The organism is Halomonas sp. DP8Y7-3, assembly GCF_019801675.1.
Lineage (GTDB): Bacteria > Pseudomonadota > Gammaproteobacteria > Pseudomonadales > Halomonadaceae > Halomonas > Halomonas litopenaei_A.
In genome coordinates this window covers 436,180-460,729 of the sequence record NZ_JAHVIO010000014.1, presented here as the reverse complement: position 1 = coordinate 460,729, position 24,550 = coordinate 436,180, and the positions used below count along the sequence as shown (strand labels likewise).

Below are 24,550 nucleotides of genomic sequence, written 5' to 3'. Positions count from 1 at the left end.
TGACGACCATAGCGAGTGGGAACCACCTGATCCCTTGCCGAACTCAGAAGTGAAACCGCTCAGCGCCGATGGTAGTGTGGGGTCTCCCCATGCGAGAGTAGGTCATCGTCAGGCATTTACATAAGCAAAAACCCCCGACTCCGAAGGAGTTGGGGGTTTTTGTTTATGTCTGACCGATGACCCTTCCTCGCATGCGAGAGTAGGGTGAGAGCCGCCTGGACAATGCAACGCATTGTCAGGCTCGAACGGGCGAGGGATGTAAAGCCGCTTGCGGCGCCCCGAGCCCAGGCTCAAGGCCACGAAGTGGCCGCAGAGGCGTCAGGCATTTATTCAGAAGAACCCCGATTATCGAGAGATAGTCGGGGTTTTTCGCATGCATGGGGAGACCCGCTTTTTATATGTGGGGCCGTACTGCGTGCGGTCCGGCCACTCGCAGGCTCGTGGCGTTCGCCACCCCTTGCAGCTTCGCTGCAAAAGCCAGGGTGGCTCACCCCCATGCGAGAGACATTGATATCTAAGCGTCATCGTCAGGCATTTATTCAGAAGAACCCCGATTATCGAGAGATGGTCGGGGTTTCTTAATTTAAAAAGCCGCATGCATGGGTTCTTGATACGTTCAGCCGCTCTTTATTTGTGGGGCCGCGCCGAATACCTCCTCGGCGTGGTCCGGCCTGGCTCTCCTCAAGGGCGGGCTCGTGGCGCTCGCCACCCTTTGCAGCTTCGCTGGAGCCGTTGTAAACAGCGCCAGGGTGGCTCACCTACATGCGAGATCAGGCATTTATTTAGAAGAAGCCCAATTTCGAAAGGAGTTGGGCTTTCTTTACTTAAAGAGCCGCATGCATGGACTCTCTATACGTTCAGCCGTGTGCTACACGTGGGCGCGCTTAAGCACTATCCGCTGCGCTCCAGTTCGTCGTGATGAGGGGCTGGGCGTCTATGTCCTGTCGTTAGCGCAGCGATCACGGGAGATCCACCCAAAAGGGCATTGTGGAAATGTGTCGACCTATTCGATAGTAGAGCGAACAGGGATGGGCCTCGCGGCTTTTCTCTACTGGATCATCAGGGGCACGAGTGCCCCGGCAGGGAGGCGAACATGCTGGAAACCTTGGGACTTGCGGTATTGATCGGGCTTGGTGGCACTGCGCTACTCGATGTATGGAACCTGCTGCTGAACAGGATGTTGGGTCAGCCGCTACCGCCCTGGCACCTGATCGGCCGCTGGTTCGCCGGCCTGCCGCGAGGTCAGCTGGTTCATCGTCAAGGTATCTCGTCGTCGGCACCTGTCCGAGGGGAGCTGGCCATCGGATGGTGCATGCACTACGTGGTAGGAATCAGTTTCGCGCTGGTACTTCTGCTGATTTGGGGCCTTGAATGGGCCGCTATGCCGACGTTTGGTCCGGCTTTGCTGGTGGGGCTGGTGACCGTTGGGGCCGGCTGGTTCATCCTGCAGCCGGGACTGGGGGTTGGCGTGGCTTGTTCCAATGCACCCAACCCCGGTCTAGCACGCATGAATAATGTGGTAGGTCATGTGGTGTTCGCGCTCGGCATGTATCTGGCGGCGCGACTCTTCACTGCTATCTGAGCGGCGCTCTGATCAGTGATGCAGGGGTGAAGTGTGGCTCCAGGTAGACGGTATTGGCGCTAAGGGGCATGCCTTGCAGCGCTGCAGTGAGTGACGATCGGGTAAGATCCGGCGCTGCCAAGGCTATCGCTTCGCCGAGCAGGATGCCCAGAGCATAGCCTCTTAGGGACTCTGGCCCTTGCTCATGGGCAGCGGCCCAACTGAGTGCTTGCGGATGAGGAATGGCGAGAATCACATCATGTCCGTTGGCGGCCAAGGCTGCGGCGTGATTGCCCAGATGACCAAGGCATCCCGCCAAGGTGCGTGGCGTCTGCCGTCGCTCACCGTCTTCCAGCTCTGCCACGATGTCCTCGCTGGTGACCAGCGCAACGTCGGGTGCTGCCGTCACCGGTAATATCATGGTCAGCAGGCGAAAGCGGAACTCATCGCCATCTTGCCCCAGTAGGCCGACCTGCTCGGCGCTGATGCGGCGTACCTCAGCCAAGGCTGCCAGGAGGCAGGCGGTTTTCAGGCGCTCTTTCAACATGGTGTCCAGCTCCACCAGGGTGAACAGGGCGTCCTGTCGTGTGGTCATTTCAATCCGGTGTGACGAAGGACCCTGCTGTTGGTGACGGGAAATGGCGGCGCTAAAGCCGATATCAAGATCGGAGCTGCCGGAGATACCGATCAAGACACGCTGATCGTCTGCAGCCGGAGCGGCATTCGCCGCGTAGCTCGGGTGACTAGGGTGACTCAATAGGGCAACGCACCCTGCCAGAAGCAGGCTTCGAAGGACGGCTCTCAATAGGAAGGTCCTTGTCGCATGTTGTATTAGCAAACCACCAATAGCGTGAGTGATCAAGCCAGGGTGGCCGTCAGCGGGAATCATGCTTGAGCGTTGCGGCCTCTTGCCGCAAGCGTTCTGCCAGGGCGCGAGCCGGCTCGCTCAGTAAGCTGTCTTTACGAGTGATCAGACCGAAGGGAGCCAAGGTTCTTGCCAGAGTGACCGGTAGGAGACGGGCCCACCGTGTACTTACTGATGCAGCTGTGCTCAAGATATCACTCGGCGACGATAAGACAGAACCCCAGGTACCAGCCTGGCCACGACTCACCACAATTTCATCGGTGGCGCCTTCGTTGGCTTGTTTGAGCACCTTTAAGTCTTCGACCCGGCCAGCGGGGGATATTCTGCGGCGTATTTTTGGACCGTGGGAGATCGGGCGTCTTCAGTTTTCTATGGCTGAGCCGCTGTTTCTGGCCCTGATGTCCCGTCTTGACGTCCCCGACCCCGACGTCACTTTCCTTGAGCTCTTTGGACCGGGCCATCTCTATCGTTGCTTGTGTTGCTCTATCGTTGCTTGTGTTTCGTTCCCACCGCGCTTAGGCATCAATGCTACTGGTCAGTTGCCGTCAGCTCGGTAGACTTCGGCCTCGGCAGGCAGTTGGTTGCAGTTTTCGATCTATGCGTCCATTCTTGTACAAGTTTGGTACATGATGTGGTGCGTTTTGCTACGCACAGTTCGGACCGTGATGTTGCCGGTAATCAGACGCCGCCCACGGCGCGATGCGGGCATCGCTTCAACAAGGAGGAAGAGACCTGTGACCATCTTTGAAGCCCTGCGCGAGAGCCACGACAAACAGCGCCGACTGCTGGAACTGCTGGTGGAGACGGAAGGTAACAGCGAAGGGCGTGACGAGCTGTTCAAGCGACTCAAGGAAGAGCTCGAGAATCATGCCGGTGCGGAAGAGCGAGCGCTGTACGTGCCGATGATGGAATATGACATGACCCAGGAGAAGGCGCGCCATAGCGTGGCCGAGCACCACGAAATCGATGAATTGATCGAGACACTGGAGTCCACGGACTATAGCTCACCAGGCTGGCTGGCCAATGCCAAGAAACTGCAGCATCTGGTCACCCATCATCTGGAAGAAGAAGAGCAGGAGGTCTTTCAGCTGGCAGGCCGTGTATTTGATGATGCCACCAAGGCCAACCTGGCCGAGGAATACCATCAGGACATGCAGGATCGCGAGGCAGGATAGCGCGGCCTGTCGGGTTTACAGGACTCGTCTGGTGGGAGAGCGAAAGTACGACAGTACAGTGAAGGCGTCGGAGCGAGACTCCGACGCCTTTGTTGTTGAGCGCCGTCTGGCGGAGCTTACTGATTCAGTTCCTGTTCGGTGAACAGTTCCGTGAACAGCGCGGAGGTAAGGTAGCGTTCGGCACTATCCGGCAGTATCACCACGATGTTCTTGCCGGCGAATTCCGGCAGCTTGGCGATACGAGTGGCGGCCGCAACCGCTGCACCGCACGAGATACCGCACAGGATGCCTTCTTCACGCATCAGCCGGTGGGCCATCTCCATGGCATCATCATTGGTGACCGTTTCGATGCGATCCACCAGACTCATGTCCAGGTTATCCGGGACAAAGCCTGCTCCGATGCCCTGAATCTTGTGGGGGGCAGGAGAGAGAGACTCGCCGTCGCGGGTCTGGGTCAGGATGGGGGAGTCGCTGGGCTCCACCGCCACCGTGGTGATGGCCTTGCCCTGGGTGTTCTTGATATAGCGTGAGACCCCAGTGAGGGTGCCTCCAGTGCCGACACCAGCGACGAAGACGTCGATGGCGCCATCGGTATCCTGCCAGATTTCTGGCCCGGTGGTGGTTTCGTGGATACGCGGGTTGGCCGGATTGGAGAACTGCTGCGGCAGGAAGTAACGCTCGGGGTCCGACTTGGCCAGTTCCTCGGCCTTGGCAATGGCGCCCGGCATGCCCCTGGCAGGATCGGTCAGCACCAGCTCTGCGCCCAGGGCCTTCAGCACCTTGCGGCGCTCCAGACTCATCGAGGCCGGCATGGTCAGCGTCAACGGATAGCCCTTGGCGGCGGCCACGTAGGCCAGGGCAATCCCGGTGTTGCCGCTGGTGGGCTCGATGATGGTCATGCCCGGCTTGAGCACGCCGCGCTCCTCCGCGTCCCAGATCATCGCTGCGCCGATTCGGCACTTGACGCTGTAGGCCGGGTTGCGGCCCTCAATCTTGGCCCAGATGGTAGCGCCTTCATTGACCCGATTCAGTCGTACCAGAGGGGTGTTGCCGATGGCCGTGGCGTTGTCTTCATAGATCCGTGCCATATCAGGGCTCCTTCGCTTGAGGCCCGCCGTCCAGCGCTGTAGCGGAGACCGCCTGTCGCGTGCGGGCTGGGGTGGTCGAGGTATAAGGCGTCTAGGTGTTCTCACTATGCATCAGTATGGCCTCTATCACGAGAGAGCGAGGACTCGCTAACCTTTCAAAGCTATCAGCGCGAGGAAAAGAGCACGCCCGCGCAGGGCGGGCGTGAGGTCGGTGACGGGAGCCAAGTGCGTGCGCTAGGTGCGTGCGCTAAGTGCGTGCGTAAGACGCGTGCGCTCACTCACGGTCCCAGCGAACAAAGGCGTCGACTACCTCCTGGGGGCGTTCCAGCGGATAGAAATGGCTGGCGTCCAGGTACTCCCAGGTCGCGTGAGGCATGATCCGGGCCAGGGCAACGCCTGAGACGTAGGGGGGCTGGAAGGGATCATGGATCCCCCACAGCAGCATCGCAGGCTTGTTCCACATCACCATCTGGGGGGAGGCTTCAAGGGTCAGGCGATGGTCCATGGCCTTCAAATATTCAATGAAGTGACGCCGGGTGGAGGCGTTCTCTGCATAGTTGCCGTAAAGGTCGTTGAGTATCTCGTCTGTCAGGGTCTCGTCGGGATTCAACAGCCCCGCAGACGCGAAATTCCTGACGATGTCCCGCACATTTTCTTCGTTGAAGATATCTTCCGCCTCATCTGACTTGGCCTTGGCGATAGCCGCGTTGGCCTCAGGGACCGGCCACATGTCCAGCACGGCGGAGTTGCCGATGACGATCTTGCGCACCGCGTTGTGATCTTTCAGCTCAGGATCGGTCACCATGATTTGAGCGATACCACCGCCAAGGTCGTGGCCGAACAGAATATAGGGGCCTGGCATCACCTGATTGGCAAAGGCCGTCATGATCTCTGCCTGGCCCTTGAGGGAATGGTCGGCGTCCATGGGTCCGTCGGTGTAGCTGAGGCCGAGCTGGCCCGGCGCGAACACATGGTAGCCCTGATCTGCCAGCAGCGGACCGACCTTGGAAAACAGCACGCTGTTGAGGGGGATGCCATGGATGAGCATGACAGCAGGATCACCTTCCTGCCCCCACTCCCGATAGGCGACACGGTAGTCGCCCACATCTGCATATTGGCGGCCGGGAATTTCATCGGCCGCGGCGATCTGGGAACCTGCTGCCAGGGGCAGGCAGAGGGCAACAGCAAGAGCGATAGCAGGGATCGTGCGCATCAATTGGCGACTCCTTCAGGGGCTTGGTCTCTTGTGACGCGGGACGAGGTGACGTTGGTCTGCCAGTCCTGAGGGCGTGGGCGGCAGCGTTGGGGCCGCCACTGCCAGCAGTACAGGCGCCGTTCGATGGCACCCGGCTTAAGCAGTCTGGAGCCCTAGCAGAGAGCACCCAGCGAAGGGGTTGTCGGGCACAGTCCAGGTCAAGATCTATCCAAGACAGGTCCGATCCAAGACAGGTCCGATCCAAGACAGCCCCCATCCACGTCAAGAAAAGGCAGTTCATACTCTAGATCAGCGTATGTCGTTTGAGAGTGGGCCTTGCCTATCAGAAGCATGTTTGAGCATAACGTGATGGAAGCAGGCTGATTTCTGCCAAGTGTCCGTGACCACAACCGTGACAGGCATGGCGCACAGGCCATCACGAATCAAGGAATCTTGCATATGACCGAGCAATATCAAGCGTCGCCCGCAAAAGGCAGCGTACTGGTGACAGGGGCCTCATCCGGCATCGGCGATGCCATCAGTCGGGCGCTGCTCGAGGAGGGCTTCACCGTCTACGCCGTTGCCAGGCGTACCGAGCGCATGCAGGCATTGGCGCAGCAAGGCGCCCACGTCATGGCGCTCGATATCGCCGATGGAGACAGTATCGCCAGGCTGGTGAAGACGCTGAGTGATGACGGAGTGGTGCTCGAGGGGCTTGTCAATAATGCCGGCTATGGCAGCTATGGGGTGCTGGAAGAAGTCCCCATCGAGGAAGCTCGGCGTCAGTTCGAGGTCAATGTCTTCGGGCTGATGGCCTTGACCCAGGCGTTGCTGCCCAGCATGCGCCAGCGTGGCCGTGGTCGCATCGTCAATATCGGTTCCATGGCGGGACGACTATGGATGCCCGTGGGCGGCTGGTATCACGCCACCAAGTTTGCGCTCGAGGCCCTGAGCGATGCGTTGAGGGTCGAGCTGCGACCCTTCGGGATCAAGGTGAGCCTGGTCCAGCCCGGAATGATACGTAGCGAGTGGGCAGACATCGCACGTGCATCCCTGGAGGAGGATGCCGCTGGAACACCCTATGCTCGCATCAAGCGTGGCATGTCCAGGGTGCTGGCTGATCAGCGCCAGGCTGGCGAGCCTGAGCAGATAGCAAGGGTAGTGCTGCATGCGTTGACCGCGGCGCGACCGCGTCGGCGTTACCTGTTGCCGCTGCACGCCAAGATCCTGGTGGGACTGCACTGGTTGCTGCCCACCTGGCTTTACGAACGCTGTGTTCGCGCACTGTTGGCACGGCAGGGGGCTTCCACGCGAGATGGTCGATCTTAGGGACTCGATTGCCTAACGTCGCCGCGTACCGGCACGTGAGGGTGGCATACCCCTGAATGCGACACGCCCCCAGCCGCAAGGTGAGGGCGCGTTTCGTTACGGGCCGACGGTCATGTCAGGCGCCACTCTAAGCGGTTTACAGTCGGCTGGCGGGACGCAGATCGTAGTCGAAGTACTGCTCCATCAGGCGCTCAAAGGTGCCGTCGGCATAGACCTCGTCGAGGGCCTCATTGAAGGTTGCGGCCAGGGCCTCGTCCCGGGGGCGTACGGCGATGGCGTTGCCCCTGCCAAAGATCGACTCCGGTGAATTGATGCGCTCGCCGACTTGGGTGAAGTCGCCGTCTTCCTGCTGGATGGAGAGCGCCTCTATGGCCACCGGGTAGTTGATGAAGGCGAGATCCAGGCGCCCGCTTTCCATATCCAGGGCCACCTCATCGGCGGTGGCGTAGCGCCGGATGTCCAGCACCTCACGATAGCGACCGGTGATGTAGGTGTCCTGGGTGGTGCCGCGCTGCACGCCGACGGTCATGCCCTCGAGGCTTGCCAGGTCTTCGGGATCGACCACGGCGTCTCGGCGAGCCACCCAGACCTTGGGTGACATGGCGTAGGGCTCGCTGAAGCGTACCTGGCGCTCGCGGGCCTCGGTGATGCGCATGGATGACAGGATGGCGTCGTACTTGCGTGCCAGCAGCCCAGGAATGATGCCGTCCCAGCCTTGCACGATCCATTCGCAGTCGAGTTCAGCGCGGCGGCAAAGCTCGTTGCCCAGATCAATTTCGAAGCCGGCGAGTTCACCGTTGGCATCGCGATATTCAAACGGAGGGTAGGGCACATCCACGGCAATGCGCACCTGGCGGGACTCATCGGCGAAGGAGGGGGCTGCCGCCACCATCGCGCAGGTAAGGGCAAGGGGAGACAGTAAATACTTGGAGAATGAACGCATGGAAGACCTTGTGTTGTCGTCGGGGGAGTCTTGGTGACGTTGTCGTTATGTGGATCACGGGGGGCTGCTTGCGCCCCCCGTGGTCTGTTGGGTGTCGTCTGTCGGGTGTCGTCCGCGCCGGGGTCAGGCCGGCTGCAGGCGTCGGGAGCGACGGTGGTGGCGTATGGCCAGCACAATGGACAGTGCCGCCAGCAGCAGCAGTCCTAGTGAGATGGGGCGCGTGAAGAACAGCGTCCAGTTCTCATCGGACATCAGCGCCCGGCGCAGGTTGGTCTCGGCGATGGGGCCCAGAATCACACCCAGCACCAGCGGAGCCAGAGGATAGTCGAGCTTGCTCAGCAGGTAGCCGAAGATGCCGACGCCCAACAGCAGGTAGACGTCAGTGACGCGGTTGTTGAGGGCAAAGGCACCGATCACACAGCACACCAGCACAACCGGAACAATGATCGACTTGGGCACCTCGGTGACGCGCAGGAACCAGCGCATGCTGAACAGGCACACCACGAGCACCATCACGGCGGCCACCAGCATCGCCATGAACATGCCGTAGACCAGGTCGCCATGGTCCATGATCAGCCGGGGGCCAACGCCGATACCATGCACCATCAACGAGGCCATCAGTACGGCGTCCACGGCACTGCCGGGGATGCCGAGTGCAATCATCGGAATCAGGCCGCCGCCGGAGGTGGCGGAGTTGCCGGATTCCGAGGCGATGACCCCCTCGGGGGTGCCTGTCCCAAAGGCTTCCGGTGTCTTGGAGGCGCGCTTGGCCTGGTCGTAGGCGAGCAGGTTGGCGATGCTGCCTCCGGCACCGGGAACAGCACCAATGAAAACGCCGACCAGCGAAGAGCGCAGCAGGTTGATCGGATAGCTGATGGTTTCCTTCAACGCCTTGAGCGGGCTGAAGCTGACGCTCTCCGGCATCAACGCCTTACCGTGCTTGATGCCGTCTGCGTCCTCTACCTCGGACAGCAGCTGGCTGACCGCAAAGATGCCAATCAGCACCACCAGGAAGGGAAAGCCGTTGGCGAGCAGGTCAGAGTCAAAGGTGAAGCGAGCCACGCCCATCATCGGATCGGAGCCGACAGTCGCGATCAACAGCCCCAGTAGACCAGTCATCAGGCCCTTCAGCATGGACTTGCCGACCAGGCTGGCGACCACCGTCATGGCGAAGATGATCAGGGAGAAGTATTCCCAGGCACCGAGCTTGACGGCGATGATCGCCAGCGGCGGGGCGGCGATGATCAACACCACCACGCTGACCAGGGCTCCGAAGAAGGAGGCCCAGATACCCAGTGCCAAGGCACGACCCGGCTCGCCCTTGCGCGCCATGGGGAAGGCGTCGAAGGTGGTCGCAACCGATGACGGCGTGCCGGGAATGCCGAGCAATGCGGCCGAGATCAGACCGCCGCTGTAGCCGCCGACATACACCGCCAGCATGGTGGCCACGCCTTGCAGCGGCTCCATGGTGAAGGTGAGAGGCAGGGTCAGGACGATGGCCATGGTAATGGTGAAGCCGGGAATGGCCGACGCAATCACACCGGCGATGACACCCAGCAGCATGGCGATCATGGTTGAAACGGTAAAAAGCTGATCCATACCGGACAGCAGCGTATCCATCATGAGAAGTTTCCTCGAGACGTCGTTGCCGGTTTAGCCGAACAGGCCGCGGGGCAGGCTGATGACGAAGACGTCACGGAACAGAGTGTCCACGCCTAGCGAAAAGATCACCGCGATCACCACGGCGATGGCCACCGGCTTTGCGGTGCGGGCACCCAGCATCCATTGACCTGCCAGCAGGAAGCCGAAGGACGCGAGACTAAAGCCCAGCCAGGGCAGCGTGATGATGTAGACCGCAAAGAGTCCTAACACGGCAAAGGCCAGTCGATGCCGCCATATCCAGGTGCCGGCCTGGCCGCGAGCCGCAGCGGGCTGGGCCATGAAGCGGCGGCCTTCCTTGACGGTAATGGCCAGGTTGAGAACGACTAGCGCCGCCAGCACCAGACGCGGGAAACTGCCGGACCCCAGTGGCTCCCACATCGAGGAGGGCAGGTCACGGGCCTGCACATAGAGACCGGTGAACAGCGCCGCCAACCCCAGGTTCAGAAGCACGTGGGCCAGGTGGTCGCCACGTCCCTGGGCGTCCGCCCCCCCCTGTGGGGAGCCGGCTGATGGAGCGGTTGCAGGGGACAGGGTGTCGTCGTGGGAAGCACTCATCGCGCCAGCTTCCCTGATAGACGCTCGATGGTGGCATCGCTGGTCTCGAGGTATTCGGCGAAGGCGTCGGGGCCTTCAAAAACCACGCTGGCGCCAGCGTTGTGCACGGCCTGGGCGAAGGCTTCATCCTGGCTCATGGATTCGAAGGCGGCGGCCAGCACGTCGATACGTTCCTCGGGTGTGCCCTTGGGCGCCAGGATGCCGCGGATGATGTTGAGCTTCAGCTCCGGGTGTCCCAGTTCGGCGAAGGTGGGCACGTCCGGAGCTTCTGGCTGGCGCTCCTCGCTGCCGACGGCCAGGAAGCGCAAGTCACCGTTCTTGACGAATTCGCCGCTGGAAGAGATATCCCCGATGGCGGCATCAATATGACCGCCTACCAGCGCGCGAATGCGAGGGCCGGTGCCTTCGAAGCCGACATAGCGAAACTGCAGGTCCTCGGCTTCCTCCATCATCGCGGCGTGGATATGTGGCACGCCACCCAAGGTCACGCCGAAGCGCACCTCGCCGGGATGCTGCTTGGCGTAGTCGACGAACTCGTCAAAGGTGCTGTAGGGAGCATCGCCGGGCACGGTCAGGTACTGAGGGGACTGAGTGACGGCGGCTACCGCCTCGAAGTCATCGTAGTTCAGAGGAGTGAGGCCGGTGTGGCTGGCGACCATCAGGCCCTCGTGCACCTGCCCGATGGTGTAGCCGTCCGCATCGCGCCGTGAGAGTTCCTTGAGACCGGTAGTCCCGCTGACGCCGGGCATATTGATGACCGGCAGGGGTTGGCCAAGGTAGGTTTCCGCGTGGTTCGCCACCAGCCGCATCAGGGTGTCGCTGCCGCCGCCGGGGGACCAAGGCACGATGAACTCGACGGGGTCTTCTGGAAACGCCTCCTGGGCCATGGCCTGGGGAACGATGGCCATGGAAGCAGCTGCCACGGCAAGAGCGAGGGAGGTAGCGCAACGGCGATGTACAGTGGTCATGTTGATGTCCTGAGCAAGTGATCGTTGTTGATGATTGTTGTGAATGAAGCGTCGGTTGTTATGTGTCGTGGTGTTCACGTCTGTCGTCGGCGGTGTGAGCGGATCAGCCCAGCAGCAAGGCCCCGTAGGCTAGGCCGAAACACACCACAAGGGCCGGATGTACCTTGGTCCGAAGTAGCAGGAAGGCGGCCACTGCGGCGATGATGGCCGTGTGCAGCAGGCCTGATGTCGCCATTCCCTCGCGCAGGAAACTCACGGTCAGATAGGCCATGAGCACCATGACAACAGGTCGGACCCATTGGCTCATGGACTTGATCTTGATCGAATCTCGGTAGCGATACAGGGTGCCCAGGGCGGCCAGCATTAGCAGCAGCGAGGGGCCAACGGTGGCCAGCACCGCGACAATGGCACCGCCAGCGCCGGCCACGTCGTAGCCGATGTAGCCTGCCATCTTGGTCGCGATGGGGCTGGGCAGGGCATTGCCCAGAGCGAGAGTCTCGGCAAAGGCCTGATGGGTCATCCAGCCGTAGTGGCCGACGACCTCGTTCTCGATCAGCGGGATGATGGCCGGTCCGCCGCCATAGCCGACGATGTTGGGAATGAAGAAGGCCAGAAAGAGCTGCCAGTAGATCATGCAGAGGGCCCTCCCTGAGATGCCTTGCGGCCGGCCTCGGGCCGCAGCAGGGCGGCGACGAGAAGGGCGCCGATGACCAGACCTGGATGTACGCCGAGGCCGTAGATCAGCCCGCCGGCGACCCCGCCAAGCACCAGGGTGGCGATAACGCCGAGACCTGCACGAGACTTGTTGAAGAAGTCAAAGGTCAGCTGGGCCATCATCACCATGACCACCGGTACCACCCCGAGGCCCATGCCCTGGACCCAGCGTTGATCGCCGTAGCGACTGTAGAGCCCAAGCAGGGCGATCATCGCGAAGATCACCGGCACGATGACGGCAACCACCGCGTTGATGGCGCCCAGCACGCCACCGACACGGAAGCCGATATAGCCGGCCATCTTGGTGGCAATCGGGCCCGGTAGGGTATTGCCGATCGCCAGCACATCGGCGAAGGCGTCGTCGTCCATCCAGGCGTGGCGCTTGACCACCTCCTGGTGGACCAGTGGGATCATCGACGGTCCACCGCCGAAGCCGAAGATACCGATGCGAAAGAACGCGGCGAACAGTGAGGCGTGTTGTCCCATGGCTTAGAGCACCGCAATGCTGGAGTCGGTACGCGGCTCGGTACCGCCGCAATAGATGCCGGTGTTCGGGTCTCGCAGGATCATCTGTCCGCGGCCATAGCTGCGGCTGTCGGTGTCGACCTGCATCCGGTGGCCGCGCGCTGCCATGGCGCGAACCAGCGGCGCAGCATAGCTGTGTTCGATACCGATGGTGCGTTCGCCCAGCCACTGCCAGCGTGGGGCATCCAGTGCTGCCTGGGGATTGAGCCCGAAGTCGACCAGATTCATCACGACCTGCACGTGGCCCTGGGGCTGCATGAAGCCGCCCATGACGCCGAACGGCCCCAGCGCCTTGCCATGACGGGTGAGGAAGCCGGGAATAATGGTATGGAACGTCTTCTTGCCAGGCTTGAGGACGTTGTCATGATGCTCGTCCAGGCTGAAATCATGGCCGCGGTTCTGCAAGGAGATACCGGTACCCGGGACCACGACCCCCGAGCCGAAGCCGTGATAGTTGCTCTGAATGAACGACACCATGTTGCCATCGGCGTCGGCCGTGGCCAGGTAGACAGTGCCGCCGGCCTTGGGGTCACCAGGCTCGGGGTCGATGGCCGAGTCGCCAATCAGCGCGCGGCGTGCGTCGGTGTAGTGGTCGGACAGCAGCTCCTCGACCGAGTAGGTCATCGCCTCGGGCTCACTGATGTGCGTCTTGCCGTCGGTGTAGGCCAGTTTCATGGCCTCGAGCTGGCGATGTAGCAGTTCAGGATCGTCGCGATGGGACGGTGCAAAACCGTCGAGCAGGCGCAGCGCCATCAAGGCCACAAGACCCTGCCCATTGGGCGGTATCTCCCACACATCCACGTCACGATAGCGGGCAGAAATGGGGGTGACCCACTCGGGCTGATAGCTCGCCAGATCTTCCTTGCGCAGATAGCCACCGGTACGGCGTGAAAATGCGTCGATGGCCTCAGCCAGCTCACCGCGATAGAAGCTCTCCCCATGGGACGCAGCGATCGCCTCCAAGGTGTCGGCCTGACCGGGGTTGGTAAACCATTCACCCGCCTGCGGGGCACGCCCGTCGAAGGTGAAGGTATCGAACCAGCCCTGGGTGGCCTCACCTTCCAGGTGGCGCTTGAAGGTGGCCGTGTCGCGCTGCCACAGGCTGGCGATAACGGGCGAGACCGGAAACCCTTCCCGGGCCAGGCGAATGGCGGGTGCCAGCAGGCTTGCGAAGTCCAGCTTGCCGAAGCGGCGCGACAGTTCCGCCCAGGCGGACGGCGTTCCGGGGACCGTGACAGGGGTCCAGCCGTATAGCGGCACCTTGTCATGACCCGCCTCGACCAGCATCTCCCGCGTTAGCGCCTGGGGGGCAACACCGCTGGCGTTGAGTCCGTGCAGCTCGCCGTTGCCGTTGTCATCGCTGGCGATCCAGACCAGGGCAAAGGCGTCGCCGCCGATGCCGCAACCGGTCGGCTCGACGACCGTCAGTGCCGCTGCCGTGGCGATAGCGGCATCGACTGCATTGCCGCCGCGGGCCAGTACGTCGCGCCCCACCTGGGCTGCCTGGGGCTGCGAAGTGGCCACCATGCCGTGGCGAGAATACGTGGGGCTGCGTCGAGACGGGAAGGGCGTGGCATCGGGATAGGGCGTGGACAGGTGACCGCAAGCGGTTGCGGAAGCAGTGCCAGGGATATCGCGCTGGGAAGACATGGCGTCTCTCGTCGAAAGAAAAGGTGGTAATCGGTATTGTGTTTAAAAATCGATTTTGTGCTTTGACTATGCCGTGCGCTGCAGCGAGCGTCAATCCCTGGGCAGGCGACTGACGTCAGTGCCGTGCGGGCTCTCTCCAACCACCGCCCCTGGGCAAGACAGCAGGGGCGGTGGCAACCGGGCTGTGGCGTCAGGGCTATGGCAACAGGGCTATGGCGTCAGGGCTATCGCTTGTCAGCGCAGGGTAGCGGGTTGCTGTTGCGGGAGCTCTTCACTGTCGTGGCCCAGGGTCCAGCCGGTCAGGACATACAGCAGGGAAAAGGCGATAGCGCCGTAGCAGAGGATGGCGTAGACAAAGAAGTCCGCCGTGGCGACGCCCAGGGTGGCGGCGGTAAAGGCCCCGGTGACACCCCAGGGCACCAGCGGCGACAGCGTTGTACCGGTATCCTCGAGGATGCGTGACAGGTTCTTGGTAGGGCTGCCGCTGCTGGCGACCAAGGGTCGTAGCAGCGGGCCGAGCAGAGAGAATGTCACGTAGTAGCTTCCGGTCAGCAGAAAGGCCAGGCTGTGCAGTGCCATCGATCCTCCCAATACCTGGCGGCGCGCGGCGTGGCGGCGGGCCAACCAGGCAATGGCGGCGTCCAGGGTGCCGGCGCTCTTGAACGGTGCTCCCAGCACCGCCGCCGCAATCAGCACCGCCACGGTGGACATCATGCCCTGCAGTCCCCCACGGGAGAGCATCTTGTCCACCATCGCCACGCCAGTATCGGCAACAAAGCCTGCGTTCATGGCGCTACCGATCTCGGCGAGGCTGGCGCCTTGCAACACCACGGCGATCAGCGCAGCGCTGACGATACCCAGCATGAAGGCGGGCAGCACCGGCTTCTTGGCCAGGATGCAGCCGAACACGACCAGCGGCGGAAGCAGTGTGAGTAGATTGTCGCTGAAGGTAGCGGCCAGGGTGTCGATGATGGCTTGGGTCTGGTCCGACATGCCGTCCGTCGTCATCGCCGCACCGGCTTCGGCGACACCATTGCCGAGCCATGCATAGACGACCAGGGCGATCAGGTACGCCGGTAGGGTCGAATAGAGCATGTGGCGAATGTGACTGATGATGTGGACCTCGCACACCGCCGAGGCCATGACGGTGGTGTCCGACAGGGGCGACAGCTTGTCGCCGAAGAAGGTGCCGGTGACGATGGCTCCTGCGGCGTAGGCGGGCGGAATACCCAGTCCCAGCGCGACGCCCATCAAGGCCACACCGATGGTGCTGAGGGTGCCCCAGGAAGTACCGGCCATGACCGACATCAAGGAGCACGAGAGACACGCCACCACCAGGAACAAACCCGGCGTCAGTGACTCCAGGCCTAATGTCACCATGGCCGGGATGGTGCCGGATAGCATCCAGACCCCCACCATCATGCCGACACTCATCAGGATCAGGATAGGCACCAGCATCGCCTGGATCCCCTTGAGCAGGTCGGCTTCGAGGCGTGACCAGGCGATACCCCACACCAGACACAGGGTCATGGCGATGGCGCCGGCGACGATCAATGCCACCGCCGTGGGAATACCGAGGCCCATGATGCCGACCAGCAGGCTGCCGATGGCGGCTACCAGCAGCAGCGCGTGGCGACGGCCAGAAAGGGAGACCGCTGGTTCCTGGGCGTCTTCGGGGTGAGAGGGACCTCCCGTGGAGGGGGCACGTTCAGCCGCTGAAGAGGAGTGTTGGGACATAGGGCGCTCCAAGGCAAGTTGTTATGGTTGTGTTGTCGAGATCGACGTTTAGAGAGCTGTTCAGATAGCCCTTCAGATAGCCCTTAGGGCCGCTCTTTACGACAGCTCTCTTCACGCAGACCGCCTGGTGACCGTCCCTGCTGAAGGTTCGCGAAGGCTCCAGGTCTGGTTCGGCCTGGACGATGGCGACTGAAGCGTGGCCGAAGGCTGGCTGACGTGCGGTCGATCTCTGATGTTTCTTGGTTGATGTCGCAATTGATGTAAGAAATATCGTCATATGGTGGTAAAATCGATATTTCGGCAAAAACTATGCCCCGGCGCTTGGCGAACGTCAATTGCCGACGTACCCTGCATCTCTGTCCTTCACGAGTCCTGTCATGACCACGTCCCAACCGGCCGAGGCGGCCACCAGCGGCGAGACCGCCGCCAGCCAGGTATTCCATGCCCTCAAGGTGGATTTGATTCGCGGTCGCTTTGCCGCCGGGGAGAAACTCGCCATCAGCGCCCTGAAGGACCGCTATGAGGTGGGCTTGAGCCCCCTGCGGGAGGCGTTGAACCGGCTTGCCGCCTACGGTTTGTTGGAACAGCACAATCAGCGGGGTTTTCGCGTGCCGCCGCTGTCAGCGGATGAGCTTGAAGACATCGCCAGGCTGCGGGTGCAGCTGGAATGCATGGCACTGACCCAGGCGTTTCAAGAAGGGGATGCGGAGTGGGAGTCACAGCTGCTCGCCGCCAGTCACCGGCTGACGCGTGCCAACAAGGTTCAGGGCGAGGTGGAACAGTGGGAGCAGGCCCACCAGCGATTTCATCGCACCTTGCTGGCGCCCTGTGGCTCTCATTGGCTGCTCCGCTTCATCGAACAACTGCACGATCAGTTCGACCGCTATCGCCGTCTGGCCCCGGGCAATCCTGAGATTCGCGAGCGCCTGGACGCCCAGCACGGTGAATTGGTGACGCTGGCGCTGGAGCGCCGCATTCATGATGCCCGGCATCTGCTGGAGGACCACATCCGTCAGTCCTGGGAAGTGGCCAAGGGCGCCTGCGCTGCCCGCTGATATTGCCCAGGCAGCGCCCTAGTAGCGCCTAAATACGGCCAGTGGTCCAGTGTCAGCGGCGGGTTGGATGCAGCTGAAGGTAGCGATTTTTCGACGGGAGCAGGTGCTGGCGACACAGCTCGCGAAGGGCGTCGCGATCTTGATGTCGGATGGCGTCGATCATCGCTTGGTGCTCATGCCGCGCCCTGGAGAGACTGTCACTATCGGCGATCGCGATAAAGCGAATGCCGTGTGCTTTCTGGGCGAATTCATTGATCGTGTCAGCCAGGTAGGGATTGCCGGTCGCCGCAAACAGAGCCCGATGAAAGGCGATGTTGAGGTGAAAGACACGGCGCAGGTCCTGCGCGTCCACCGCAGCGCTGTAGCGCTGGTGCAGTTCGCTGAGCTCGTCAAGCCAAGAGCTCGGAGCCGGCAAGGGCAGGGCGTCGACGCCGGCCAGCTCAAGAATCTCGCGCATGGCGTAGAGGTGTTCCACTTCCTCCGGCGTATAGGCCTTGACGAAGGCGCCGCGATTGCGGATGCGCTCGACCAGTCCAATATCCTCGAGCTGGAACAGTGCCTGACGCACGACATGCCGCTTGCAGTCGAAGCGTTCGATCAGATCCTCTTCCACCAGACGTTCTTTCGGGTGCAGGCGCCCCAGCACAATGTCTTCTTCTACACTGCCGACTATCTCCTCAGCCACACTGGCGGCACTTGGCCGAGTCTCGAGGTCGTCAGCATCCTGCACACTAGATCGGCTCATCTCGCGTCCCCTGCGATGGTGGTGGCGGTCGAGCATCGGCGCGAGGACGATGCTCGTCTAGTCTACCAATAGCGGCGAGCGCCTTCACCGCTGGTCTGGCATTGTCACCGCTGGTCAGGCGTCTGGGCACTGCGGCGCGGCACGCGACAGTGGAGTTCAGGGCGACATACGGCAAAATCACAGCCCTGGTCAGCCTGCAGGATCTGCTCCATGAACAGCCGACGATAGCCGAGCAAAGCGCCCGTGTCCGCAGCGGCTGGACTGTGCTGCCGACGACGGCTTTCCAGGGTCTGCTCATCGACCTCGAGCGACAGCCGGTTGGCGGCCACGTCGAGGGTGATGATATCGCCATCGCGCACCAGCCCAAGGGGGCCTCCCTCGGCAGCCTCCGGCGACACATGCAGGACAATGGTGCCGGCGGCGGTGCCGCTCATGCGCCCGTCGGAGATCCGTACCATGTCCTTGACCCCTTGGGCGGCAAGCTTTTTCGGAATCGGTATATAGCCCGCCTCCGGCATTCCCGGCGCTCCCTTGGGGCCAATGTTGGCCAGCACCAGCACGTCGTCCGGATTGACGTCGAGCTCAGGGTCATCAATGCGTTGGGCCAGGTCTTCCAGCGAGTGAAACACTACCGCTCGTCCGCGATGCTGCATCAGGCTGGCAGACGCCGCAGACTGCTTGATGATGGCGCCGCTGGGCGCGAGGTTGCCGCGCAAGACGGCGATGCCGCCCTGGGCATAGATGGGGCGCGAGCGAGGGCGGACCACCGGCTGATCGATCAGGTGCACGGCCGCCTCGATGTTTTCGCCTAGCGTACGACCGTTGATGGTCGGTGCGTCCAGGTGCAGCAGCGGCCCCAGCTCACGCAGCAAGGTGGGCAAGCCACCCGCCCGGTGAAGGTCTTCCATGTAGCCCTCGCCAGAGGGCTTCAGGTCTACCAGCACAGGGGTCTGCGCGCTCATCTGATCGAAGGCCTCTAGATCGATGTCGATGCCCAGTCGTCCGGCAATGGCCGTCAGGTGAATCAGGGCATTGGTCGAACCACCCAGTGACAGCAGCACCCGCAGGGCATTCTCGAAGGCCTCGGGGGTGAGAATCTGCGATGGCGTGATGCCTTCCTTGGCGAGCCGCACGGCCTCGGCCCCCGACTGTTCCGCGATTCGCTGACGGTCAGCGTAGACCGCCGGAGCGGTCGCACTATTGGGCAGCATCATGCCCATGGTCTCGGCCAGACACGCCATGGTGCTGGCGGTCCCCATCACCGAGCAGGTCCCCACCGTCGGCACCAGCTTGTCGTTCACCTCGCTGATTTCCGCATCATCGATGTCCTGTCCACGGTAGGCCGCCCAGTAACGCCGGCAATCGGTGCAGGCGCCGACACGAGTGCCACGATGGGAGCCGGACAGCATCGGGCCTGTCACCAGCTGGACGGTGGGAATGTCGGCGCTGGCGGCGGCCATCAGCTGGGCCGGCACGGTCTTGTCACAACCACCGATCAGTACGACAGCGTCCATCGGTTGGGCGCGGATCATTTCCTCGGTATCCAGTGCCATCAGGTTGCGCAAGTACATGCTGGTGGGATGGGCAAAGGACTCGTGCAGGGTAATGGTGGGGAACTCCACGGGCAGTCCTCCGGCCAGCATGACCCCGCGCTTGACGCTCTCGACCAGCCCAGGGACGTTGCCGTGGCAGGCGTTGTAGCCGCTGTAGGTATTGGCGATGCCGATAACCGGCCGGGACAGCGCGTCGTCGGTGTAGCCCATGCCCTTGATGAAGGCCTTGCGCAGGAAGAGCGAGAAGTCGGCATCGCCATAATTGGTCAAGCGGTTGGACATGCCCAGGGTGGCACTCTTGTGGTTGTTGTCGGAGTCCTGGCTCATGGTGGGGTCCTCACAGTTCTGGGTGCTGACGGGTGAGCGATAGCGTGCGTTTACCTTGGCGTTGTTATCGCTCCCGAAGGGAGGTGACAGGGAAGGGTGTCACTGGTCCTTCCCGCCTCTCGTTGCAGCAAGATTAGGACGAGAAAAGATGGTTAACAAGATTATTGACAATTTTATTGGCAACCTACTACGTTGATGTTGGCAATCACGATGTGCTCGGTGCCGGACCCGATAACACCCAGCGCCCCAGGGCGTGACCAAAGCTCGACATCGAACCGCACGCAACAACAAGCGCAACAACAAGCGCAACACAATGACAACAGCACGTGAGGTGCAGCCATGAACAAGCGTGGAGCATACGCCGCCATTCTCCTCTCGACCCTGCTCTTGCCTGGCGCCGCCATGGCGGACTATTTCGCCGGCGACGAGATCAAGGTACTTCAGGGCTTCAAGGCGGGCGGGGGGAGCGATGCCCTGGCCCAGTTGACGCAGCCTTTCCTGCGCGAGCAGCTCGGGGTCGATTTCGTCAACGAGTATCTGCCTGGGGCGACCGGGGCCATCGCCTGGACGCGTCTGGCCAAGCAGACCGAGGCCGACGGCACGACCATCAGTATCACCAATACGCCGATGCTGATGACCAACTACATCATGAACGACAGCATCACCTATTCGATTGATGAGCTGACGCCCATCGCCAACGTCGTGACCGACCCCGGCATCATCGTGGTGCCGGCCGACAGCCCCTACCAGAGCGTCGAGGACTTTCTCGCCGCCGCTGAGCAGAGTCCCGGCGCCATCACGGTCGGCAATTCCGGCGTTGGTGGAGACGACTTTTTCTCGACCATCCTGATCGAGCAGGCCACCGGGCTGAGCTTCCAGAAGGTGCCCTTCCAGGGCGATGGCCCATCGGCCACGGCGGCCATGGGCGGGCAGATCGACGCCAGTTTCAACAATCTTGGCAACGTCTACGGGCATATCCAGTCTGGCAGCCTGCGCCCGCTGGCCGTGTTCTCTCGTGAACGTCTGTCGATGCTGCCGGATGTGCCCACCCTGAGCGAGAAGGGCATCGAGGTGGTGGCCGGGTCGTCGCGAGGCTACAGCGCGCCCGCCGGTATTCCTGACGAGGCACGCCAGCAGCTGATCGATGCCTTCGAGGCGCTCAAGACCAACGACGAGTTCAAGCAGGTCGCCGAGGAGCGCGCCATGAACCTGGATATCCAGACCGGTGACGACTACCAGCGGATGATCGAGGAGATGGAAGGTCAGTTCGAGCAGATCTGGGCCAGCGTCAAGGATGACGTCAACGGTTGATGGCAGGGGTGGGAGAGGTCGAGCGCCTCTCCCCCCCTCGACATCATCGGGAGAAGACAAGATGAAACTTAGCCGTCTGCTGTTTGGCCTGCTGGCGCTCGGTGTTGCCGCGCTGTTTGGCATCACCTCGCTGGGATATCCCAGCGCTGCGGCAAGAATGCCGCTGATCTATGCAGTGGTGGTGGCAGCCTTCGCTTTGGCGATGATCGCTCAGGAAGTGCTCGGAGCCAGGAGGGCAAGGACCGCCGAGGCCAGTCATCGACCGACGCGAGAAGGCAGTCAGTTGCGAGATGTGAAGGCCCATGACCCCGCCGCCGTACCAGGTGAAGCTGATACCGCCGACGCTATCGATTCCGCGGGCCTTGCTCAGACCCAGACACCGCCCGCCAAGCCGGTCAAGGCGCTGATGGTGTTCGCGCTGGCTGTCGTTTACGTCCAGGCCATCAACTATCTGGGCTACGTGATCGCGACGGCGGCCTTCATGGGCCTGGCGCTGGTCCTGGTCCGCCACGTATCGCTGCGCTTCAGTCTGATCGGTATCGCGGCGCTGATCACGGTGGTGTGCCTGGTGTTCATCGGCTTTCTGGGCCTGCCCGTGCCGCTGCTGCCGTCGCTGTCATGAGCCGGATAGTGTCCTGCCAATGTGATCCGCTTCGCCGGAGCCTTGAGCGCATCTGAGCGAACCTGGAGCCTGACCCTATGAACGAAAATCTCGTCATGGTGGGGTTGAGCAATGTGCTCACCCTGACCAATGTGTCACTGATCCTCGGCGGTACCTTGCTGGGGCTGTTTGTCGGCGCCATGCCTGGGCTGTCCGCCACCATGGCATTGGCCTTGCTGCTGCCACTGACCTTTACCATGGACCCGGCGACCGGGCTTAGCATGCTGGCCTCTTTGTACGTCGGCGCTTCCTACGGTGGCTCCATCGCCGCCATCTTGCTGCGTACCCCTGGTACCCCTTCGGCTGCTGCGACCGTGCTGGACGGATTTCCGCTGTCCCAGCAGGGGCAAGCGGGCAAGGCGCTGGGGATTTCGCTGTTTGCCTCCTTCTTCGGGGGATTGATGAGCGGCGTCGCGCTGTTGACGGCGGCACCGCTGCTCGGCGTGCTGGTACTCAAGTTCGGCCCGGTCGAGCTGTTTGCCATTGCCGTGCTTGGCATCACCATCATTGGTTCCTTGTCCCAGGGCTCCATCGTCAGCGGCCTGCTGTCGGGGGTGATGGGGCTTCTGCTCAGTACCGTGGGCATGGACCTGATCACCGGCACTCCACGCATGACCTTCGGCAACATCAACCTGTTTTCAGGCATCGAGTTCACGGTGGCGCTGATTGGGCTGTTCTCGATTCCCCAGGCATTGATCCTGCTGGAGAACGCCCACGACAACGATAAGGTGGCAAGCAAGATCACCGACCGCCTGGTACCGCGGTTCAGGGAGCTGCGCCAATTGATGCCGAACATTCTGCGCTCAGGCGGTATCGGGATCGTGACTGGCTTGATCCCCGGCACGGGGGGCGATACCGCCAGCTGGTTTGCCTACAACGAGGCCAAGCGCTTCGCCAAGGACAAGAGCCGTTTCGGCAAGGGTGACATCGCGGGGGTCGCGGCCCCGGAGTCCGCCAACAACGCCGTTGTCGGCGGTGCTCTGATTCCCACCATCGCCCTGGGCATTCCAGGCAGTTCTTCCACCGCGATTCTGCTCGGCGCGCTGATGGTTCAGGGCATTCTGCCTGGCCCCAACCTGCTGACCGACTACGGCGACGTGACCTACACCCTGATCTGGGCGGTGATTCTGGCCAATGTGGGCCTGCTGGCGGTCGGCCTGGCCTTCACCCGTGTCTGCGTGGGCGTGACCAAGGTGCCGGACAGCTTCGTCGCCTGCGCCATCATCACGCTCTGCGTGATCGGCGCCTTCGCGATCAACAACAGTCTGTTCGAGGTAGGGCTGATGCTGGGGTTCGGGCTGTTCGGCTACTGGATGAACAAGGCCGGTATCTCGCCAGCTCCGATGGTCATTGGCCTGATCCTGGGGCCGGTAATGGAAACCAGCTTTCAGCAGTCGATGCTGATTGGTCAAAACAGTCCCGTGATTTTCCTCAACAGTCCCATCGCCATGGTGCTGCTGGGTATCGCGGTGCTGTCGATCCTCCAGGCAACGCCCTTCTTCCGCTGGCTGCGGGGACGACTGACCGGCGCCTCACGCCGGGGCCGCACGGGCTAGCGCCAGAACGTGGCTAGAGCGCGGCTAGAGCGCCGGGGCACAGTGCCCACCCCCGGCGTTCGTCCTCCAGGGTGGATCGCCGGGTATCGACCCTAGCCACGTTTGAAATAGACACGTTTGAAATAGACACGCCTGAAATAGACACGCCCGAAACAGACAGATCCAACAACAATGTCTCAAGGAGTTCGCCATGACCCGTATTACCGATGTTCGTGCTCGTACCGTCAGCGTTCCATTGGATCATCCCACCAGTTTCTCCAACCGCCAGGTGTTCAAGCGTGACTATGCACTGGTCGAGGTCGAAGGCGATGACGGAGTGGTGGGTATCGGCTTCTGCTACGGCGGCAATAACGCCGGCGCACTGGTGTCTCAGGCGGTGCGTGAGTTGCTAAGGCCGGTGCTGTTGGGGGCCGACGCCCACGCCACGGAAGGCGTGTGGCAGGCCATGTATCAGGAGTCGTTGCTGCATGGTCGAAGTGGCTCGGTGATGCGAGCCATCAGCATCCTGGATACGGCACTGTGGGACCGCAATGCCCGTGCCGCCGGGCTGCCCTTGTTCAAGTATCTGGGGGCCAGCGACAGCGAGTCGGTCCCGGCCTATGCCAGCGGTGGCTATTACCTGGAGGGCAAGACGCCCGCCTTGCTGGCCGAGGAGATGGCCGGCTATGTGGCGCAGGGCTTCAAGGCGGTGAAGATGAAGGTGGGGCGCGACGATCTCGCAGGCGAGGAGGCCCGACTGGCAGCGGTGCGCGAAGCGGTGGGGCCGAACGTGGCGGTCATGCTCGATGCCAATAATGCCTGGCGAGACCTGCCGTCGGCGCTGGCCTTTATGCGCATGGCTGAGCCCTATGCCCCTTACTGGATCGAGGAACCGTTCAGCCCTGATGACATCGACAACCATCGCCGTCTGGCAGAGCGGACGCCGGTGCCGGTCGCCACCGGTGAGATCGAGGCCGGGCGGTGGCGCTTCAAGGAGCTGCTGGAGCAGGACGCGGCGATGATCCTGCAGACCGACGCCGCCGTCTGTGGCGGCATCACCGAGTTTCGTCGAATCACTGCGACGGCGGCGAGCTTCGGCGTCGAGGTCTATCCCCATTGGTTCCATGACTTGCATGTCCACCTGGTGGCGTCGGCCCCGAACGCGCGCATGGTGGAATTCTTTGCCGACGATCAGGTGCTCAACTTCCGCCGCCTGGTCGATACCCAGCTGGAGTTTGCCGACGGCAACCTGCTGCTGCCCAAGACCCCTGGGCTCGGCTTCAACTTCTGCAGCGATGCGCTGGAGCGTTACGCCAGCGAGCCATGGTCGTGAGACCGGTTCTTGAGACCCGCTCTTGAGGCCCGCTTTTGAGGCACGGTCTAGCCATGGAATAGC

General features: G+C 62.1%; 21 protein-coding genes and 1 rRNA gene. 9 read left to right on the top strand and 13 right to left on the bottom strand.

All coding sequences use genetic code 11. From position 1 onward, the window contains the following. A 5S ribosomal RNA gene (gene rrf, locus KUV86_RS16580) occupies positions 1 to 114 on the top strand; the annotation flags it as partial. A gap of 979 nt (positions 115 to 1,093) precedes the next feature. Next, the gene (locus KUV86_RS16575; protein WP_222485667.1) at positions 1,094 to 1,582 is read left to right on the top strand and encodes a DUF2938 domain-containing protein; all 489 of its coding nucleotides are present in this window, start codon (positions 1,094 to 1,096) and stop codon (positions 1,580 to 1,582) included. On the opposite strand, the gene KUV86_RS16570 is transcribed toward KUV86_RS16575, so the two are convergent. Beyond that, entirely contained in the window at positions 1,575 to 2,318 is a 744-nt protein-coding gene (locus KUV86_RS16570; protein ID WP_222485665.1) for a hypothetical protein, read from the bottom strand. The genes KUV86_RS16575 and KUV86_RS16570 overlap by 8 nt on opposite strands. 842 nt (positions 2,319 to 3,160) lie before the next feature. On the opposite strand from KUV86_RS16570, the gene KUV86_RS16565 reads away from it, so the two are divergent. Beyond that, positions 3,161 to 3,601 (top strand): hemerythrin domain-containing protein, encoded by a 441-nt coding sequence (locus tag KUV86_RS16565; RefSeq protein ID WP_206936877.1) that lies wholly within the window; start codon positions 3,161 to 3,163, stop codon positions 3,599 to 3,601. A gap of 116 nt (positions 3,602 to 3,717) precedes the next feature. Here KUV86_RS16565 and cysK read toward each other — a convergent pair whose 3' ends face one another. Together cysK and KUV86_RS16555 are read right to left on the bottom strand one after the other, a co-directional pair. Further along, positions 3,718 to 4,689, bottom strand: coding sequence for a cysteine synthase A (cysK, locus tag KUV86_RS16560; RefSeq protein WP_206936878.1), 972 nt, complete (start codon positions 4,687 to 4,689; stop codon positions 3,718 to 3,720). 274 nt (positions 4,690 to 4,963) lie between these two features. Beyond that, positions 4,964 to 5,902: an alpha/beta fold hydrolase gene (locus tag KUV86_RS16555; RefSeq protein WP_222485663.1), complete on the bottom strand. Its 939-nt coding sequence runs from the start codon at positions 5,900 to 5,902 to the stop codon at positions 4,964 to 4,966. Between the two features lie 441 nt (positions 5,903 to 6,343). Between KUV86_RS16555 and KUV86_RS16550 the strand changes: the two genes are divergently transcribed. Beyond that, a complete protein-coding gene (locus KUV86_RS16550; RefSeq protein WP_222485661.1) occupies positions 6,344 to 7,213 on the top strand; it encodes an oxidoreductase in 870 nt (289 codons plus the stop codon). A 136-nt stretch (positions 7,214 to 7,349) separates the two neighbouring features. Here KUV86_RS16550 and KUV86_RS16545 read toward each other — a convergent pair whose 3' ends face one another. The 8 genes from KUV86_RS16545 to KUV86_RS16510 form a co-directional block, all read right to left on the bottom strand. Beyond that, positions 7,350 to 8,156, bottom strand: a complete 807-nt coding sequence (locus KUV86_RS16545) for a transporter substrate-binding domain-containing protein (RefSeq protein WP_222485659.1) — start codon at positions 8,154 to 8,156, stop codon at positions 7,350 to 7,352. 123 nt (positions 8,157 to 8,279) lie between these two features. Then, positions 8,280 to 9,779, bottom strand: coding sequence for a tripartite tricarboxylate transporter permease (locus KUV86_RS16540; protein ID WP_222561535.1), 1,500 nt, complete (start codon positions 9,777 to 9,779; stop codon positions 8,280 to 8,282). Between the two features lie 30 nt (positions 9,780 to 9,809). Next, positions 9,810 to 10,373 carry a tripartite tricarboxylate transporter TctB family protein gene (locus KUV86_RS16535; RefSeq protein WP_222485657.1) on the bottom strand — a complete coding sequence of 188 codons (564 nt, stop codon included), beginning with the start codon at positions 10,371 to 10,373 and terminating at the stop codon, positions 9,810 to 9,812. Next, a complete protein-coding gene (locus KUV86_RS16530) occupies positions 10,370 to 11,341 on the bottom strand; it encodes a Bug family tripartite tricarboxylate transporter substrate binding protein (RefSeq protein ID WP_206936886.1) in 972 nt (323 codons plus the stop codon). The genes KUV86_RS16535 and KUV86_RS16530 overlap by 4 nt, the downstream gene beginning before the upstream one ends. 103 nt (positions 11,342 to 11,444) lie before the next feature. Further along, entirely contained in the window at positions 11,445 to 11,975 is a 531-nt protein-coding gene (locus KUV86_RS16525; RefSeq protein WP_222485655.1) for a chromate transporter, read from the bottom strand. After that, positions 11,972 to 12,541 (bottom strand): chromate transporter, encoded by a 570-nt coding sequence (locus KUV86_RS16520; RefSeq protein WP_222485652.1) that lies wholly within the window; start codon positions 12,539 to 12,541, stop codon positions 11,972 to 11,974. Before KUV86_RS16520 ends, KUV86_RS16525 begins: the two co-directional genes overlap by 4 nt. Positions 12,542 to 12,544: 3 nt before the next feature. Further along, positions 12,545 to 14,107, bottom strand: coding sequence for a gamma-glutamyltransferase family protein (locus KUV86_RS16515; RefSeq protein ID WP_261397692.1), 1,563 nt, complete (start codon positions 14,105 to 14,107; stop codon positions 12,545 to 12,547). 357 nt (positions 14,108 to 14,464) lie between these two features. Then, the gene (locus tag KUV86_RS16510; protein WP_222485648.1) at positions 14,465 to 15,967 is read right to left on the bottom strand and encodes a Na+/H+ antiporter NhaC family protein; all 1,503 of its coding nucleotides are present in this window, start codon (positions 15,965 to 15,967) and stop codon (positions 14,465 to 14,467) included. A gap of 377 nt (positions 15,968 to 16,344) precedes the next feature. On the opposite strand from KUV86_RS16510, the gene KUV86_RS16505 reads away from it, so the two are divergent. Beyond that, on the top strand, positions 16,345 to 17,022 hold the full coding sequence (locus KUV86_RS16505; RefSeq protein ID WP_206936895.1) for a GntR family transcriptional regulator: 678 nt from the start codon (positions 16,345 to 16,347) through the stop codon (positions 17,020 to 17,022). Between the two features lie 52 nt (positions 17,023 to 17,074). On the opposite strand, the gene KUV86_RS16500 is transcribed toward KUV86_RS16505, so the two are convergent. Together KUV86_RS16500 and KUV86_RS16495 are read right to left on the bottom strand one after the other, a co-directional pair. Further along, complete coding sequence (locus KUV86_RS16500) at positions 17,075 to 17,767, bottom strand: GntR family transcriptional regulator (protein WP_206936897.1); 693 nt, start codon at positions 17,765 to 17,767, stop codon at positions 17,075 to 17,077. Between the two features lie 104 nt (positions 17,768 to 17,871). Further along, positions 17,872 to 19,647 (bottom strand): IlvD/Edd family dehydratase, encoded by a 1,776-nt coding sequence (locus KUV86_RS16495; RefSeq protein WP_222485646.1) that lies wholly within the window; start codon positions 19,645 to 19,647, stop codon positions 17,872 to 17,874. Between the two features lie 339 nt (positions 19,648 to 19,986). Between KUV86_RS16495 and KUV86_RS16490 the strand changes: the two genes are divergently transcribed. The 4 genes from KUV86_RS16490 to KUV86_RS16475 all read left to right on the top strand — a co-directional run bounded on the left by KUV86_RS16490 (position 19,987) and on the right by KUV86_RS16475 (position 24,487). After that, a complete protein-coding gene (locus KUV86_RS16490) occupies positions 19,987 to 20,958 on the top strand; it encodes a tripartite tricarboxylate transporter substrate binding protein (protein WP_222485644.1) in 972 nt (323 codons plus the stop codon). 61 nt (positions 20,959 to 21,019) lie between these two features. Further along, positions 21,020 to 21,580 carry a tripartite tricarboxylate transporter TctB family protein gene (locus tag KUV86_RS16485; protein WP_222485642.1) on the top strand — a complete coding sequence of 187 codons (561 nt, stop codon included), beginning with the start codon at positions 21,020 to 21,022 and terminating at the stop codon, positions 21,578 to 21,580. A gap of 77 nt (positions 21,581 to 21,657) precedes the next feature. Continuing rightward, positions 21,658 to 23,175: a tripartite tricarboxylate transporter permease gene (locus KUV86_RS16480; RefSeq protein ID WP_224852046.1), complete on the top strand. Its 1,518-nt coding sequence runs from the start codon at positions 21,658 to 21,660 to the stop codon at positions 23,173 to 23,175. A 190-nt stretch (positions 23,176 to 23,365) separates the two neighbouring features. After that, positions 23,366 to 24,487 carry a mandelate racemase/muconate lactonizing enzyme family protein gene (locus tag KUV86_RS16475; RefSeq protein ID WP_206936904.1) on the top strand — a complete coding sequence of 374 codons (1,122 nt, stop codon included), beginning with the start codon at positions 23,366 to 23,368 and terminating at the stop codon, positions 24,485 to 24,487. Positions 24,488 to 24,550: the final 63 nt, after the last annotated feature.

Coding starts and splice junctions, on each gene's coding strand:
- KUV86_RS16575 (WP_222485667.1), top strand. CDS start 1,094: ATGCTGGAAACCTTGGGACTTGCGGTATTGATCGGGCTTGGTGGCACT.
- cysK (WP_206936878.1), bottom strand. CDS start 4,689: ATGGCACGGATCTATGAAGACAACGCCACGGCCATCGGCAACACCCCT.
- KUV86_RS16555 (WP_222485663.1), bottom strand. CDS start 5,902: ATGCGCACGATCCCTGCTATCGCTCTTGCTGTTGCCCTCTGCCTGCCC.
- KUV86_RS16550 (WP_222485661.1), top strand. CDS start 6,344: ATGACCGAGCAATATCAAGCGTCGCCCGCAAAAGGCAGCGTACTGGTG.
- KUV86_RS16545 (WP_222485659.1), bottom strand. CDS start 8,156: ATGCGTTCATTCTCCAAGTATTTACTGTCTCCCCTTGCCCTTACCTGC.
- KUV86_RS16540 (WP_222561535.1), bottom strand. CDS start 9,779: ATGATGGATACGCTGCTGTCCGGTATGGATCAGCTTTTTACCGTTTCA.
- KUV86_RS16535 (WP_222485657.1), bottom strand. CDS start 10,373: ATGAGTGCTTCCCACGACGACACCCTGTCCCCTGCAACCGCTCCATCA.
- KUV86_RS16530 (WP_206936886.1), bottom strand. CDS start 11,341: ATGACCACTGTACATCGCCGTTGCGCTACCTCCCTCGCTCTTGCCGTG.
- KUV86_RS16525 (WP_222485655.1), bottom strand. CDS start 11,975: ATGATCTACTGGCAGCTCTTTCTGGCCTTCTTCATTCCCAACATCGTC.
- KUV86_RS16520 (WP_222485652.1), bottom strand. CDS start 12,541: ATGGGACAACACGCCTCACTGTTCGCCGCGTTCTTTCGCATCGGTATC.
- KUV86_RS16515 (WP_261397692.1), bottom strand. CDS start 14,107: ATGGTGGCCACTTCGCAGCCCCAGGCAGCCCAGGTGGGGCGCGACGTA.
- KUV86_RS16510 (WP_222485648.1), bottom strand. CDS start 15,967: ATGTCCCAACACTCCTCTTCAGCGGCTGAACGTGCCCCCTCCACGGGA.
- KUV86_RS16505 (WP_206936895.1), top strand. CDS start 16,345: ATGACCACGTCCCAACCGGCCGAGGCGGCCACCAGCGGCGAGACCGCC.
- KUV86_RS16500 (WP_206936897.1), bottom strand. CDS start 17,767: ATGAGCCGATCTAGTGTGCAGGATGCTGACGACCTCGAGACTCGGCCA.
- KUV86_RS16495 (WP_222485646.1), bottom strand. CDS start 19,647: ATGAGCCAGGACTCCGACAACAACCACAAGAGTGCCACCCTGGGCATG.
- KUV86_RS16490 (WP_222485644.1), top strand. CDS start 19,987: ATGAACAAGCGTGGAGCATACGCCGCCATTCTCCTCTCGACCCTGCTC.
- KUV86_RS16485 (WP_222485642.1), top strand. CDS start 21,020: ATGAAACTTAGCCGTCTGCTGTTTGGCCTGCTGGCGCTCGGTGTTGCC.
- KUV86_RS16480 (WP_224852046.1), top strand. CDS start 21,658: ATGAACGAAAATCTCGTCATGGTGGGGTTGAGCAATGTGCTCACCCTG.
- KUV86_RS16475 (WP_206936904.1), top strand. CDS start 23,366: ATGACCCGTATTACCGATGTTCGTGCTCGTACCGTCAGCGTTCCATTG.